This window comes from uncultured Sphingomonas sp. (assembly GCF_934560975.1).
GTDB lineage: Bacteria > Pseudomonadota > Alphaproteobacteria > Sphingomonadales > Sphingomonadaceae > Sphingomonas_I.
Genome location: NZ_CAKTFO010000010.1, coordinates 16,078 through 29,349 on the forward strand (window position 1 = coordinate 16,078; position 13,272 = coordinate 29,349).

The window sequence follows — 13,272 nt, forward strand, 5'->3', positions numbered from 1 at the left end:
CCTTGTTGGGGATGCGCGGCTCAGCGCAGCGCCTCGATCTCGTCGGCGAGGCGACGATTGTGGCTGGTGACGTGCAGTTCTATGTCTGCCAGGCGGCGGTCGATGTCGCGGAAGCTGGCGCGGACGTCGCGGATCGAATTGGCGGGGCGCGCACGGACCTTTTGCCAGAATTTGCGATCCTCGCGATCGGCATAATCCAGCTCGCGCGGCTTGTCGTGGGCGATCAGGCCGAGCGCGAGATAGGCGACCAGGCCCAGCCCGCCCGTGGCGAACACCGTCAGCAGCAGCACGCCGACCCGGACAAAGGTGACGTCGATGCCGGTATAATCGGTGATGCCGGCGCAGACGCCCATGAACTTGCCGTGGCGCTTGTCGAGATAGAAACTGGTGCGGCGGGGTGTCATCGTCTGTATCCCTTTCGATGCGTTGGGTGGCCGGTCGCGCTCACAGGCTGCGGGGGCTGCGTGGTTGAGGGTCGCGGTCCAGCGGGCGGTGGAAGGCGGAGCGGCCGTCCCGCTCCTCCTCGTCACGCGCCGCTACGCGGAGGCGGAAGTCGGGACTGTCGGCCGCGACGATGCGTTCGATGGTGGTCATGCGGTCGTCCAGCCGGCGGGCGAGATCGTGGAGCTCGTCCAGCAGATTCTCGTCCTCCAGGCTGAGCGTGCCGGTCTTCTTCCACTGGGTGACATAGTGGAAGAGCAGCCAGGGCAGTCCCAGGAACAGGATGCCGACCGCGAAGATGGGGATTAGGACGTCCTCCATCGCCTCAGCCCTCCTGTCCCGACGGCCCGCCCGACACCCGCGCCTTCAGCGCGGCGAGTTCGGCATCGACCTTGTCGGCGGAGCGCAGCTCGGCAATTTCCTCCTCCAGGCTCTTCTGGACGCCCAGGCCGGCGGCATCGGCGCGGCCCTCGGCCATGTCCGCCCGCCGTTCCAGCAGTTCAAAGCGGGAGAACGCGTCCTCCACCTTCTGCCCGGCATACATTTCGCGCAGGCGGGTGCGGTTTTCGGCGCTTTCTAGCCGGGTTGTGACCGAATTCTGGCGCGCGCGCGCCTCACGCAGCTTGTTCTGGAGCTTGGCGATGTCCGCCTCGCACGCGGACAATGCCTCGTCGATCACGCCGATCTCGTCCTTCAGCTGCTCGGCCAGGTCGGCGGCCTTCTGGCGCTCGACCAGGGCGGCCTTGGCGAGGTCCTCACGCTGGCGCGACAGGGCCAGTTCGGCTTTCTCCAACCAGCCGTCCTGGACCTGGTCCAGCTTGGCGATCTGGCGACGCATTTCCTTCTGGTCGGCGATGTGGCGGGCGGCGGATGCGCGCACCTCCACCAGGGTCTCCTCCATCTCCAGGATGATCATGCGGATCATCTTCGCCGGGTCTTCGGCCCGATCGAGCAGATCGGTCATGTTGGCGGCGATGATGTCGCGGGTGCGGGAGAAGATTCCCATTCGTGATGCTCCTTTTACGCGTTCGGCCTTGAACAAAGGCAATGATGAAAGTCGGGGCGGGTCAAGGGGGTGCCCGCCCCGGCAGCGCCGTTCACCGGGCGGCGATCCGGGTGGTGGGGGTTTCGTCGCGGCCGGCGAACTGCACGGCATGGGCGTCGCGGCGCTGCATCTCGGCAATTTGGGCCTCGCTGCCGGCAGTGCCGAAATAGAGGTTCATGCGGACGGCCTGCCGCGTACCGCGATAGCCGGCGGGCAGGGCGGGATAGAGGATGCTGCGGGCGACCTTCACCGCGCGCCGGTCGAGCCTTTTGTCGCCGGACGAGCGCAGCAGGGTCGCGCCGGCAAACTCGCCGTCCGCGCCGAAATGCGCCGCAACCACCGACCTGGCGGCCGTGGTGGGCGTGTAGGCCGTGTCCGATTCACGCAGGTTCCGGATCTTGCCCGCAACCTTGTCTTCCCAGGCGGCGGCGGTCAGCGGCGACGTCGCGGCCTTTACCGGACCCACGGCGGCGAGGATGCACGCGCCGGATAGGGCCAGCGCGCCGATCGAGGAAAGTGCAAAGCGTTGCAGATCGGTCTTGTTGACGTTGAACATGGACTGTCTCCCGAGAACCTTGGTGTCTTCACCTGCACCGGTCCGTCCGGTGTCGACCAAGGCATTGCAGGAGCTGTGCCAAATGAAGTTTTCGCGACAATACATCGACTTAGCTGCCCGGGACTTGGCAGCTGCATTCTTGCCACTTGCTAAATAGTAGGAAAATCCGCCAAGTTGAGGCCATGGAGCGAGATGCGCAATTCATCGGACAGTCCGGGCCGTTCCTGGATGCGGTGGAGCGCGCCAGCCGGGCCGCCGCGCTGAACCGCCCCGTGCTGGTGATCGGCGAGCGCGGCACCGGCAAGGAATTGGTGGCGGAGCGCCTTCATCGCCTGTCCCCGCGCTGGGCCGGGCCGCTGGTGACCATGAACTGCGCTGCCCTGCCGGAGACATTGATCGAGGCCGAATTGTTCGGGCACGAAGCCGGTGCCTTCACCGGCGCGACCAAGGCGCGGGCCGGGCGGTTCGAGGAGGCGGACGGCGGGACGTTGTTTCTCGACGAACTGGCGACGCTCAGCCAGGGCGCGCAGGAGCGATTGCTGCGCGCGACTGAGTATGGCGAGGTGACGCGGATCGGCGCGTCACGCCCGCTGCGGGTGGACGTGCGGATCGTGGCGGCAACCAACGAACATCTGCCCGACCTGGTGGAGCAAGGCCGCTTTCGCGCCGACCTGCTCGATCGCCTGTCGTTCGAGGTCATCACCCTGCCCCCGTTGCGCGCGCGGGAGGGCGACATCGCGGTGCTGGCCGACCATTTCGGGCGGCGCATGGCGTCGGAACTGGGGTGGACGCGCTGGCCGGGCTTTTCCGCCACGGCCGCTGCCACGCTGGAACGGCACGATTGGCCCGGCAATGTCCGCGAGCTGCGCAACGCGGTGGAGCGTGCGGTCTATCGCTGGGAGGATGAGGGGCGGCCGGTGGATGCGATCCAGTTCGATCCCTTCGCCTCTCCCTGGCGGATGGCCGCGCTGAAGCCGGACGCGGCCGGGGCGGCTGCGGAGGAGCCCGCCAGGGTATCGCCCGCGGCCGGCGTGCCGAGCCTGGACTGCGACGACCTGCGCGCGTCCTGCCATGCTTTTGAGCGGCAGCTGTTGGAGGTGGCGCTGGCGCGGTGCCGCTTCAACCAGCGGGCGACCGCCACCGCGCTGAAACTCAGTTACGATCAGTTGCGTCATGCCCTGCGCCGGCATGACCTGCTGGAGAAATCGGCCGGCTGAGGTCGGGGTAGCGGTCCAGCAGCGCGCTGGTCACGCCGTTGGTCCAGCCGAAACCGTCCTGCAGCGGATATTCGCCGCCACCGCCGGGCTTGTTTTCCTCGACATCGTACTTTTCCAGCATTTTGCCGGTTTCGCGATAGGTGTCGGTTACGGTGGTCAGCCAGCGGGCGGCGATCTCCTTCGCCAGAGGAAATTGGCCGTGGCGCCGCAGCCCCTCCACGGCGATCCACTGGAGCGGCGCCCAGCCGTTCGGCGCATCCCATTGCTGCCCGGTGCGCAGGGTCGTGGTGCGCAGGCCGCCGGAGGCGAGCAGTTGGCCGCGCACGGTATCCGCTACCTGCCGGACTTGGCCTGGCGCGGATAGACCGACGAAGAGCGGATACAGCGTCGCGGCGGAGAGGACCGGCGTGGGTCGATGGTCGCGCAGGCTCCAGTCGGCGTAGCGCCCCAGCCGGGGTTGCCAGAGATAGCGGCCGATCGCCGCCTTGCGCCGCCGCGCCATGGTGGCGAAGCTGTGCACGCAGGCCGTGTCGCCTATGTCGCCGCAGCGTTGGGCGATGCGCCGTTCCATGGCCCATAACAGGCTGTTGAGGTCGACCGGCACGATTTCGGTGGTGCGGATGGAGGCGAGCGATCGGGGGTCGCGGAGCCAGCGGCTGCTGAAATCCCATCCGCTTTCCGCGCCCGCGCGCAGGTCGCGCTGGGTGTCGGCGGCGGGGCGCGGCGCGGCCTCCCGCGCGGTGGCGGCGTCCTCCGCATAGGATTCGTCGCGCGGCGTGTCGCGATCGTCGAAGTAGCGATTGAGCAGGGTGCCGTCGGGCATACGCACCACCCGCAGACAGGCGAGGCGGGCGCGATCGACGCAAATCCGCCCCTTCATCCAGAAATCATGCTCGGCCCGCAGCGCGGCCAGCCGGCTGCGTGCCACCGCCGGATCCATATTGTCCGATAGGTCGAGCATCAGGGCGTAGAAGGGCGGCTGCGACCGGCTGAGATAATAAGTGCGCGTGCCGTTCGGGATATGGCCGTAGCGCTCGATCAGGCTGGTGAAATCGTCGATCATGGCCTCGACCAGATCGGAACGGCCGTCCGCCTTCAGGCCCAGCATCGTGAAATAGCTGTCCCAGTAATAGATTTCCTGGAAGCGTCCTCCCGGCACGACATAGGGGCGGGGCAGCGGCACGGCGGAACCGCCGGCCACCTTTTGCGCGGGCATGCGCACCAGCTGCGGCCACAACGCGCGCACATGAGCCCGCACGTCGGGCGCGGCCGTTCCCGGCTCCCCCCGCACGACGAAGTTGGCGAGCACGAACCGCTTGAGCGCGATCGGGTCCGATGGAGCCTGCGCCCGATAGTCCGCCATGATCGCGGCCACGGACCGCCTGGGCTCCGCATCGGCGAAGGTCTTGCCGTCCGCGAAGATGCGGGCGGTCTGCACGGCGCGGAACAGGTCGCCATATTCGTCGGCCGGCGTCGATTGCGCGAAAACGGCGGTCGCAAGCAGCAGCGCGACAGCCCCGAAACGGGCGATCCTTGTCATGGCGCCATCTAAAGACGCAAATGCCGGTGTCGCAAGCAAAGGGGTCCGGTTGCTCCGCGATGCCGCTTCCTGTATCGGACCGGTCCCATGCTTACCTTTCTGCTCGTCGTTCATGCGCTGGTCGCAGCTGCCCTTGTCGCCGTCATCCTGATGCAGCGTTCGGAAGGCGGCGGCCTGGCGTCCGGCGGCAGCCCGGCCGGGCTGATGAGCGCGCGCGGCGCGGCCGATTTCCTGACGCGCACCACGTCGGTGCTGGCGGCGATCTTCATCATCCTTTCGATCGGCCTGGCGGCGCTGGCGACCATGACGGCGGCGCCGGCACGGATCGATACGTCGCTGAAGCGTGCCCAGCCGGTGGAGGCGCCCGCCGCCGCGCCTGCCAACCCCGCCACGCCCGCGCCCGCCCCGGCGGACAACGGCACGGTTCCGCTGGCGCGCTGACGGTCCTGGCGGCGCGGGGATCACAAGCCCCTTGCGCCGCATGGATTCGGACGGCTAACCCCATCCTCCCATGACCCGGTATATATTCATAACCGGCGGCGTGGTCTCCTCGCTTGGCAAGGGTCTGATGGCGGCGTCGCTCGCGGCGTTGCTTCAGGCGCGTGGCTACAGGGTCCGCATCCGCAAGTTCGATCCCTATCTCAACGTCGATCCGGGCACGATGAGCCCGTATCAGCATGGCGAGGTGTACGTCACCGATGACGGGGCCGAGACCGATCTCGACCTCGGCCATTACGAACGCTTCACCGGCGTGCCGTCGCGCCAGTCGGACAATATCACCTCCGGCCGGATCTATCAGACGATCATCCAGAAGGAGCGGCGCGGCGATTACCTCGGCGCGACGGTGCAGGTGATCCCGCACGTCACGGACGCCATCAAGGAATTCGCGCAGGCCGATACGGACGGGCTCGATTTCGTGCTGTGCGAGATTGGCGGCACGGTGGGCGACATCGAAAGCCTGCCGTTCATCGAGGCGATCCGCCAGATGCGGAACGACCTGGGGCGCGAACGCACCTGCTTCGTCCACCTGACCCTGGTGCCCTACATCGCGGCGGCGGGCGAGCTGAAGACCAAGCCGACCCAGCATAGCGTGCGCGACCTGACCAGCGCCGGCATCCAGCCCGACGTGCTGGTCTGCCGCTGCGAGCGTGAATTGCCGGAAAGCGACCGCGCCAAGATCGCGTTGTTCTGCAACGTGCCGAAGGATGCGGTGATTCCGGCGCTGGACGCGTCCAGCATCTATGCCGTGCCGATCCAGTACAGCGCCGCCGGGCTCGATACCGCGGTCCTGCGCGCTTTCGCGATTGATCCGGGCACGGCACCGGACCTGCGCCGCTGGCACGACATCGTCGACGCGCAGCAGAAGTCGGAAGGCGAGGTCACGGTCGGCGTGGTCGGCAAATATGTCGGCCTGGCGGATGCGTACAAGTCGCTCAACGAGGCTCTGGTCCATGGCGGGATCGCCAACCGGGTGAAGGTGAACGTCCGCTGGATCGACGCCGAACTGTTCGAATCCGACGCGGACGAGATCGCGGCCAAGCTGGAGCCGATGAACGCCATCCTCGTCCCCGGCGGCTTCGGCGAGCGGGGATCCGAAGGCAAGATCGCCAGCGTCACCTTCGCGCGCGAACGCAAGGTGCCGTATCTCGGCATCTGCCTCGGCATGCAGATGGCCTGCATCGAAGGCGCGCGGAACACGGCGGGCATCGCCAAGGCCTCCACAACCGAGTTCGGTCCCACGGATGAGCCGGTGGTGGGTCTGATCACCGAATGGATGACGGCGGAAGGCCTGCAGAAGCGCGAAGCCGGCGGCGACCTGGGCGGGACGATGCGGCTTGGCGCCTATCAGGCGGCGCTGGCGGGCAACAGCCATGTCGCGAGCGTCTACGGCGCGAACGAGATCCACGAGCGCCATCGTCACCGCTACGAGGTGAACGTCCATTACAAGGACGCGCTGGAGCAGGGCGGGCTGGTCTTCTCCGGCATGTCGCCGGACGGCGCGCTGCCCGAGATCGTGGAGCGGCCCGACCACCCCTGGTTCATCGGCGTGCAGTTCCACCCCGAACTGAAGTCCAAACCGTTCGACCCGCATCCCCTGTTCGCCAGCTTCATCGAAGCGGCGGTCAAGCAGAGCCGGCTGGTCTAGACGAAGCGCGCTGCGACGGCAGGCATGAGGACGGGGGGACGCACGTTGTGCGTATCCCCGCCGGGCTTGTGTCTCGTGCGGCTGGCCTTTGTCAGGCAGTCTGCGCCGCACGGGGATGCGCAGTTGCCCGCACATCTCGTGCGAGCCGCCCGCATAGCAGCAGGTAGAGCCCGGAAACGGTCGCTCCGATCAGCGCGAACAGGCAGAGTTGCGGGATCGTGCCGCCGTGCAGCTTTGCACTCGCCAGGGGTGCCAGAATCAACCCCGTCGTCGCGCCGGCGAGAAGGCAGATGCCGTTTGCCGCGGCAGTTCTGCGGCGGAGTATCGGAAACAGCAGCGACAGCACGAGCCCCGCTGCCGGCAGCGCCAGGCAGAACATGACAAGCCAGAACAGGATGGTCACCGTCGCCAGCCACCCCCATCCGGGCAATCGGCCCTGAGCGGTGATCAACACCGTGGCGGCCCAGAGCAGCGCGGAGATCGTCGCCCCCAGCATCGCCGCGCCCAATATAGCGAGGGCATGATGCCCGAAACGAAGCGGCTTTGAGTGTGCGGTCATGTCCGCTTCTTGCCGCTAAACGCTTAAAGCGAGGTTGCACCGGTCGGTGCGGGGCCGCCGATCTTGCCGGCGCGGAACCCGCGCCGGGTCAGTCCGGATCTTCGGCCAGGAGCGCCTTGACCGAGGCGGTGGTGTCGTCCGCGCTGTTGGCGGCGTTGACGGTGGCGTGCTCGCCGCCGGCGAAGCTGATGGCGGTCCAGCAGATGCCGACCGCCCAGGCGAGCGCGGCCCAGCGGCTGCGGAATACATGACGCATCGGGATCATGGCCCGACTTTACGCCACCACGGTTGCGAAGCGGTAAAGCGACGGTCAGTGCCAGGCAGTCGGCGCAGTCCATGGCGCCGGTGGACTGGCCGCGGACGAGACCTGCTCAGAGCGGGGGTGAACCCGCGAGTCGAACGGGGCGAGGGCGCAATGCCAGATCGAGGCGCAGTCTCCGCGTGTGCAGACGGCCCCGATCCGGCACCATCGCCTTCCATCAGCTGGTGACGGGATCGCTCGGCTGAGGCGGGATCGGGTCGGTCGGGCTGGGGACCGGGTCGTCGATCGGCAGGTCGGTCGGGATTTCGGGGCTCGGGGGCTGGCTGGCCATGGCGTGTCTCCTCTTCCGAGAACTCAACGCCGGCGGAGGAATATCGTGCCCGCGTCGCCGGAAAAGCAAACGCCCGAGCCGTTGCCAGCTCGGGCGCCTGCGTGACGATCGCTCGTCAGCCCCCTTCTTCGGTGGCTTGGCCCGCGCGCTTCGTTCGTTGACGAGCGGGGCCTCAGCCTCCCCGAACCCTTGGCCACATGGCACCGTTCGTGAGAGCTTGGTAATCCTGGGTTCATAGCTTGTCATCGGCTCACGTGCGTTAACTACATCTTTGCGGTCACGCTGTGGTGTCGCCGCCACAGGGGCGTTCAGGCGATCACCAGCCGCGCGTCGGGCAGGACGGAGAGAAGGCCGATCATGCCGCCGAACGTCAGGCGGGGATCGAGATCCTCCGCGCGCAATCCGGCCGCGGCCAGTCCGGTCTGGCACACGGTGACGGCGACATTCATGTCGAGGCAGGTGTCGAGAAGCGCGGCCAGACTCGGCAGATCATCGGACCTGACCTGCTCGCACCGGCCGAGGACGGGAACCGCCAGCGCGTCAAAGAACAGCGAAGCGCGCCCGCCCAGCGCCGCCTGCGCCGCCGCCAGGCCGAGTGCGGTGCGGAGCCGCGCGGGATCGTCGCTGGAAACGAGGACAGCGAGCGGCGTCACCCCGCGCCGCACCGGCAGCCCGGATCCTTGGGCAAGGCGATGGTGCGAAAACGGAGGTCGAGCAGGTCGGCCAGCAGCAGGGTTCCGGCAGGATCGGCGCCGAACGGAACGATCGCGCGAATCGCCTCGATCGCGGCCAGGCTGCCGAGCATGCCGGTCAAGGCCCCGAGCACACCCTGATCCGCACACGATACATCCGGCCGGTCCGGGTCGGACCCGACCAGGCAGCGATAGCAGGGGCGGTCTGCTTCCCAGCCTCGGAACACGCCGAGCTGCCCATCAAACTGCCCGACAGCGGCGGAGACGAGTGGGATGCGGGCCTGGGTGCAGGCGTCCGACACGGCCAGACGGGTCGCGAAATTGTCCGAGCCGTCCACCACCACGTCCGCACTGTCGAGCAGAGCGGCTGCGTTGACGGAGGTGATGCGTTCGGCCCAGCCGGTCACGCGCACGTCAGGATTGAGGCGGGCCACGGCGGCGCGGGCGGCCTCCACCTTAAGCGTGCCGACCTGATCGGTGCCATACAGTACCTGGCGCTGGAGGTTGGAAAGGGCGACCGCGTCATCGTCGATCAGGGTAAGGTGCCCGACACCGGCAGCGGCGAGATACTGGATGGCCGGCGCGCCGATCCCGCCCGCGCCGATCAAGGCGACATGCGCGTCGAGCAGGCGCATCTGCCCCGCGCCGCCAATCTCCTTGAGGATGATGTGACGGGCATAACGGTCGAACTGGGCGTCGGACAGCATGGTCACCGCCCGGTCGAGCCGAATCCGCCTTCGCCTCGCGCGGTTTCGTCGAGCACGTCGACCTCGGCAAAGGCGGCCCGCTGGACCGGGGCGGGCACAAGTTGCGCGATCCGTTCGCCGCGCGCCACATGGAACGGCTCCTGCCCGAGATTGGCGAGGATCACCTTCACCTCGCCGCGATAATCGGCGTCGATCGTGCCGGGCGTGTTGAGGCAGGTGACGCCATGCTTCAGCGCCAGGCCCGAACGGGGCCGCACCTGCACCTCATAGCCGTCCGGGATGGCTATGGCCCAACCGGTGGCGATCGCCATCCGCGCACCCGGCTGCACGGTGACGGTTTCCGCCGCCACGATGTCCAGCCCGGCGGCCTGATCGGTGGCGTAGCGGGGTAAGGGTAGCCCGTCGCCGTGGGGCAGGCGCTTGAGGCGGATCTGGATAGGGGAGGGGAGCTGCGACATGGCCCCGTCTTAGCCGAGCGCGGCTATCCAATTCCAGCGCCCGGCCGATACGCAATGCTACTCATACACCGTCCGCATCAACCTATGTTGGCGCGGGATGAGGGGAAAGCGTCGGAGGCAGGGGCAAGTTCCGCCCGTTGCGGATGTGGAACGGACTTTACAGCAGCCAGGCGGCGGCGGCACCCAGCCCCCCCGCCAGCAGCGCGACCACGCCATAGCGCCAGCCGCCACCGATGCGGACGACCTGCACCTCCGCCAGCGGCGGGGGTGGCGGGGCGGCGCCGGGCGCGGGATAGCGCGCCTCGATCCGGCGGAGCAGATCGGGGAGAGCGAGCAAGGTGCCGAAATCGCGGCGCAGGCGGTCGGCCAACCACGCCTCCGGTCCCAGTTCGTCGCGCAGCCATTCGCGTACGAACGGGCCGGACACCTCCCACATGTTGATGTCGGGATCGAGGCCGGTGGCGACGCCCTCCACCATCACCATCGTCTTCTGCAAAAGCAGCAGGTGCGGCTGGGTCGCCATGTCGAAATCGCGGGTGATCGCGAACAGGCCGTCCAGCATCTGCCCGATGGAGATGTCCTTGACCGGGAGACCCCGGATTGGCTCGCCCACCGCACGCAGCGCGGTGGTGAACTCGGCCAGATTGTGGTGCGGCGGGACATAGCCCGCCTCGAAGTGGATTTCAGCCACGCGCTCGTAATTGCCGGTGATCAGGCCATGCAGGATCTCGGCCAGCCACAGCCGCGCGCGCCGGTCGACCCGGCCCATGATGCCGAAATCGATCGCGGCGATGCGCCCATCCGGCAAGGCGAAGAGATTGCCCTGGTGCAGATCGGCGTGGAAGAAGCCGTCGCTGATCGCCTGGCGCAGAAAGGCGCGGACCAGCAGGGCGGCGAGCGCGCGCATGTCATGCCCGGCGGCGACCAGTTCCGCCCGCTTGGACAGCTTGACGCCGTTGATCCACTCCAGCGTCAGCACGCGGCGGGTGGTGCGCGACCAATCGATCGCGGGCACGACGAAGCCGGGTTCGGCCGCCATATGCTCGGACAGTTCGGAGGCGGACGCCGCCTCGCGCCGCAGGTCGAGTTCGCGCAACGTCCATTGGCGGAAGGTGGCGATGGTCAGGCGCGGGCGCAGGCGCGCGAGTTCGCCGCCCATCGCCTCGGCCTGCGCGGCGGCCCATTCATAGGTCTCGATCGCGCGATGCAGCTCGTCCTCGATGCCGGGACGCAGTACCTTGACCGCCACCTGCCGCCCGTCGGTGGTGACCGCGCGGTGAACCTGCGCGACGGAGGCCGCGCCGATCGGCTCCGGATCGAAGGAGGCGAACAGGGCCTCCAGCGGCCGCTCCAGGCTGCTTTCGATCGCGTGGCGGATCAGGTCGAAGGAGACCGGCGGCACCGAATCCTGCAAGCGCGTCAGATCGTGCGCCGCCTCTTCGCCGACCAGATCGGGGCGGGTGGCGAGCGCCTGGCCCAGCTTGATCGCCGCCGGGCCGATCGCCTGGAAGGCGTCGGCATAACGCGGCGTCCGCGGCACGCGCAGGCCGATATGGGCGAGCTTGATCAGTCGCCGCACCGCCGCCGGGGTATTGGGGTCGCGCTCCACCCCGCGCAGCGCGCCATGGCGCGCCAGCGTCCGTCCCCACCGCAGCAGGCGCCAGATATGCGTGATCGGCTGGGTCATCCGCCGGTCAGATTTTCCAGCCGGAATGGATCGCGACCAGCCCGCCTAGGATCGGCTCCGCCTTGGCCTGGACGAAGCCGGCGTCGGCGATCATGCCCTTGAACCGCTCCATGTCCGGAAAACGTCGGATCGATTCGATCAGGTAGCGGTAACTCTCCTCGTCATCCGCGATCATCTTGCCCAGCTTGGGCACGATCCGGTGCGAGTAGAAGTCGTACACGTCGGCAAAGCCGGGCCAGAGGGTGGTCGAGAATTCGAGGCAGAAGAAGCGCCCGCCGCGCTTCAGCACACGATGCGCCTCCGCCAGCGCGCGGTCGATATGGGTGACGTTCCGGATGCCGAAGGCGATGGTGTAGGCGTCGAAGCCGGCATCCCCGAAGCTCAGCGTTTCCGCATTCTGCACCGACCAGTCGAGACCGGCGATGCCCTTCTTGGCCGCGCGCTGCCGGCCTACATCCAGCATGGCGGGGTTGATGTCGGACACGGTGACGTCGGCGCCGCGCGCGCGCATGCGGAAGGCGATGTCGCCCGTGCCGCCCGCCATGTCGAGGATGCGTTCGCCGGCGCGCGGCTTCACCCGCGCCACGAAGCGATCCTTCCACAGGCGGTGCATGCCGCCCGACATGGCATCGTTCATGATGTCGTAGCGGCGCGCCACGCGGGCGAACACTTCGCCGACCTTGGCGGTCTTTTCGGCGGGGGTGACTTCGGCATAGCCGAACGAGACGGTCTCGGTCATGCGAGCGGCCATAGCGGGGCGATGCGGGATCGGCTAGGCGGTCGCCATGCCCGAACTGCCCGAAGTCGAAACAACCGTGCGCGGCCTGCGCCCGGTGCTGCAAGGGCGCCGCCTGGTGCGGGTGGAGCCCCGCCGCGCCGACCTGCGCCGCGCCATCCCGGCGGACCTTCGCCAGCGGATGACGGGCGCGCGGGTGGTGGGGCTGCGCCGCCGCGCCAAATATGGCCTGATCGACACGGATCGCGGCGATACGTTGGTCTTCCACCTCGGCATGTCGGGGCGCTGGCGGGTCGATCCGGAGGAGATAGGCACCCACGACCATCTGCTGATCGAGACGGAGGAGGGGCGGCGGCTGGCGCTCAACGATCCCCGCCGATTCGGATCGCTGGACCTACTGCCGACCGACGCGGTGGAGGATTTCCCCGCCTTTCGCGCCCTGGGGCCGGAGCCGCTCGGCCCGGAGATGACGGCAGACTATCTGGCGCGGCGGCTGGACGGTCGAATCGCACCCATCAAGCTGCTGCTGCTGGACCAGCGAGTCGTGGCGGGACTCGGTAACATCTATGTGTGTGAGGCGCTGAACCTGTCGCGGATCAACCCGCGCAAGCCCGGCGGGGCGGTGTCGCGGCCCGCGCTCGCCCGGCTGGTGGCGGCGATCCCGCAGGTGCTGGAGGCGGCGATCGAAGCGGGCGGCTCCACCCTGCGCGATTATGCCCGGCCCGATGGCGAGCTCGGCTATTTCTCCAAGCAATTTCGTGTCTACGGGCGCGAAGAGCAGCCTTGCCCGTTCGACGGCGGCACCATCCTGCGGCAGGTGGACGGCGGACGTTCGACCTGGTGGTGTCCGAAGTGTCAGCGTTGACGAACGCGGCGGGTTTCGGTACAGCCAGCG

At 68.1% G+C, this 13,272-nt stretch carries 16 protein-coding genes; 4 read left to right on the plus strand and 12 right to left on the minus strand.

Annotation, left to right across the window (positions count from 1 at the left end; translation table 11 throughout):
• Window positions 1-20: 20 nt before the first annotated feature.
• The 4 genes from pspC to Q0D93_RS08440 form a co-directional block, all read right to left on the minus strand.
• Window positions 21-404, minus strand: coding sequence for an envelope stress response membrane protein PspC (gene pspC, locus Q0D93_RS08425; RefSeq protein WP_294392872.1), 384 nt, complete (start codon window positions 402-404; stop codon window positions 21-23).
• A gap of 40 nt (window positions 405-444) precedes the next feature.
• Window positions 445-762 carry an envelope stress response membrane protein PspB gene (gene pspB / locus Q0D93_RS08430; RefSeq protein WP_294392874.1) on the minus strand — a complete coding sequence of 106 codons (318 nt, stop codon included), beginning with the start codon at window positions 760-762 and terminating at the stop codon, window positions 445-447.
• A 4-nt stretch (window positions 763-766) separates the two neighbouring features.
• A complete protein-coding gene (pspA, locus tag Q0D93_RS08435; protein WP_294392876.1) occupies window positions 767-1,447 on the minus strand; it encodes a phage shock protein PspA in 681 nt (226 codons plus the stop codon).
• A 91-nt stretch (window positions 1,448-1,538) separates the two neighbouring features.
• The gene (locus tag Q0D93_RS08440) at window positions 1,539-2,042 is read right to left on the minus strand and encodes a hypothetical protein (RefSeq protein ID WP_294392877.1); all 504 of its coding nucleotides are present in this window, start codon (window positions 2,040-2,042) and stop codon (window positions 1,539-1,541) included.
• Between the two features lie 182 nt (window positions 2,043-2,224).
• On the opposite strand from Q0D93_RS08440, the gene pspF reads away from it, so the two are divergent.
• Window positions 2,225-3,259 carry a phage shock protein operon transcriptional activator gene (gene pspF / locus Q0D93_RS08445; RefSeq protein WP_294392878.1) on the plus strand — a complete coding sequence of 345 codons (1,035 nt, stop codon included), beginning with the start codon at window positions 2,225-2,227 and terminating at the stop codon, window positions 3,257-3,259.
• Here pspF and treF read toward each other — a convergent pair.
• Window positions 3,195-4,799, minus strand: a complete 1,605-nt coding sequence (gene treF, locus Q0D93_RS08450) for an alpha,alpha-trehalase TreF (protein ID WP_294392881.1) — start codon at window positions 4,797-4,799, stop codon at window positions 3,195-3,197. The two genes, pspF and treF, sit on opposite strands and share 65 nt — an antisense overlap.
• Window positions 4,800-4,886: 87 nt before the next feature.
• Between treF and secG the strand changes: the two genes are divergently transcribed.
• Both secG and Q0D93_RS08460 read left to right on the plus strand, forming a co-directional pair.
• Entirely contained in the window at window positions 4,887-5,240 is a 354-nt protein-coding gene (gene secG, locus Q0D93_RS08455; RefSeq protein ID WP_294392883.1) for a preprotein translocase subunit SecG, read from the plus strand.
• A gap of 70 nt (window positions 5,241-5,310) precedes the next feature.
• Window positions 5,311-6,945, plus strand: coding sequence for a CTP synthase (locus Q0D93_RS08460; protein ID WP_294392885.1), 1,635 nt, complete (start codon window positions 5,311-5,313; stop codon window positions 6,943-6,945).
• Window positions 6,946-7,036: 91 nt separating this feature from the next.
• Here Q0D93_RS08460 and Q0D93_RS08465 read toward each other — a convergent pair whose 3' ends face one another.
• The 7 genes from Q0D93_RS08465 to Q0D93_RS08495 form a co-directional block, all read right to left on the minus strand.
• On the minus strand, window positions 7,037-7,504 hold the full coding sequence (locus Q0D93_RS08465) for a hypothetical protein (RefSeq protein WP_294392887.1): 468 nt from the start codon (window positions 7,502-7,504) through the stop codon (window positions 7,037-7,039).
• A gap of 88 nt (window positions 7,505-7,592) precedes the next feature.
• On the minus strand, window positions 7,593-7,760 hold the full coding sequence (locus Q0D93_RS08470) for a hypothetical protein (protein ID WP_294392889.1): 168 nt from the start codon (window positions 7,758-7,760) through the stop codon (window positions 7,593-7,595).
• A gap of 645 nt (window positions 7,761-8,405) precedes the next feature.
• Window positions 8,406-8,762 (minus strand): DsrE family protein, encoded by a 357-nt coding sequence (locus Q0D93_RS08475; RefSeq protein WP_294392891.1) that lies wholly within the window; start codon window positions 8,760-8,762, stop codon window positions 8,406-8,408.
• Window positions 8,747-9,496: a HesA/MoeB/ThiF family protein gene (locus Q0D93_RS08480; protein ID WP_294392892.1), complete on the minus strand. Its 750-nt coding sequence runs from the start codon at window positions 9,494-9,496 to the stop codon at window positions 8,747-8,749. The genes Q0D93_RS08475 and Q0D93_RS08480 overlap by 16 nt, the downstream gene beginning before the upstream one ends.
• Window positions 9,497-9,498: 2 nt before the next feature.
• The gene (gene dut, locus Q0D93_RS08485; RefSeq protein ID WP_294392894.1) at window positions 9,499-9,954 is read right to left on the minus strand and encodes a dUTP diphosphatase; all 456 of its coding nucleotides are present in this window, start codon (window positions 9,952-9,954) and stop codon (window positions 9,499-9,501) included.
• Window positions 9,955-10,111: 157 nt separating this feature from the next.
• Window positions 10,112-11,641, minus strand: coding sequence for a 2-polyprenylphenol 6-hydroxylase (ubiB, locus tag Q0D93_RS08490; RefSeq protein WP_294392896.1), 1,530 nt, complete (start codon window positions 11,639-11,641; stop codon window positions 10,112-10,114).
• 7 nt (window positions 11,642-11,648) lie between these two features.
• Window positions 11,649-12,380, minus strand: coding sequence for a class I SAM-dependent methyltransferase (locus Q0D93_RS08495; protein ID WP_294392898.1), 732 nt, complete (start codon window positions 12,378-12,380; stop codon window positions 11,649-11,651).
• Between the two features lie 46 nt (window positions 12,381-12,426).
• On the opposite strand from Q0D93_RS08495, the gene mutM reads away from it, so the two are divergent.
• Window positions 12,427-13,242, plus strand: a complete 816-nt coding sequence (gene mutM, locus Q0D93_RS08500; protein ID WP_294392901.1) for a bifunctional DNA-formamidopyrimidine glycosylase/DNA-(apurinic or apyrimidinic site) lyase — start codon at window positions 12,427-12,429, stop codon at window positions 13,240-13,242.
• The last annotated feature ends 30 nt before the right edge of the window (window positions 13,243-13,272 follow it).

Bases quoted from the DNA above. Each gene is read 5' to 3' on its own strand.
- treF (WP_294392881.1), bottom strand. From the start codon at position 4,799: ATGACAAGGATCGCCCGTTTCGGGGCTGTCGCGCTGCTGCTTGCGACC.
- Q0D93_RS08460 (WP_294392885.1), top strand. From the start codon at position 5,311: ATGACCCGGTATATATTCATAACCGGCGGCGTGGTCTCCTCGCTTGGC.
- Q0D93_RS08465 (WP_294392887.1), bottom strand. From the start codon at position 7,504: ATGACCGCACACTCAAAGCCGCTTCGTTTCGGGCATCATGCCCTCGCT.
- Q0D93_RS08470 (WP_294392889.1), bottom strand. From the start codon at position 7,760: ATGCGTCATGTATTCCGCAGCCGCTGGGCCGCGCTCGCCTGGGCGGTC.
- Q0D93_RS08495 (WP_294392898.1), bottom strand. From the start codon at position 12,380: ATGACCGAGACCGTCTCGTTCGGCTATGCCGAAGTCACCCCCGCCGAA.
- dut (WP_294392894.1), bottom strand. From the start codon at position 9,954: ATGTCGCAGCTCCCCTCCCCTATCCAGATCCGCCTCAAGCGCCTGCCC.
- pspC (WP_294392872.1), bottom strand. From the start codon at position 404: ATGACACCCCGCCGCACCAGTTTCTATCTCGACAAGCGCCACGGCAAG.
- pspB (WP_294392874.1), bottom strand. From the start codon at position 762: ATGGAGGACGTCCTAATCCCCATCTTCGCGGTCGGCATCCTGTTCCTG.
- Q0D93_RS08440 (WP_294392877.1), bottom strand. From the start codon at position 2,042: ATGTTCAACGTCAACAAGACCGATCTGCAACGCTTTGCACTTTCCTCG.
- ubiB (WP_294392896.1), bottom strand. From the start codon at position 11,641: ATGACCCAGCCGATCACGCATATCTGGCGCCTGCTGCGGTGGGGACGG.
- secG (WP_294392883.1), top strand. From the start codon at position 4,887: ATGCTTACCTTTCTGCTCGTCGTTCATGCGCTGGTCGCAGCTGCCCTT.
- Q0D93_RS08480 (WP_294392892.1), bottom strand. From the start codon at position 9,496: ATGCTGTCCGACGCCCAGTTCGACCGTTATGCCCGTCACATCATCCTC.
- mutM (WP_294392901.1), top strand. From the start codon at position 12,427: ATGCCCGAACTGCCCGAAGTCGAAACAACCGTGCGCGGCCTGCGCCCG.
- pspA (WP_294392876.1), bottom strand. From the start codon at position 1,447: ATGGGAATCTTCTCCCGCACCCGCGACATCATCGCCGCCAACATGACC.
- pspF (WP_294392878.1), top strand. From the start codon at position 2,225: ATGGAGCGAGATGCGCAATTCATCGGACAGTCCGGGCCGTTCCTGGAT.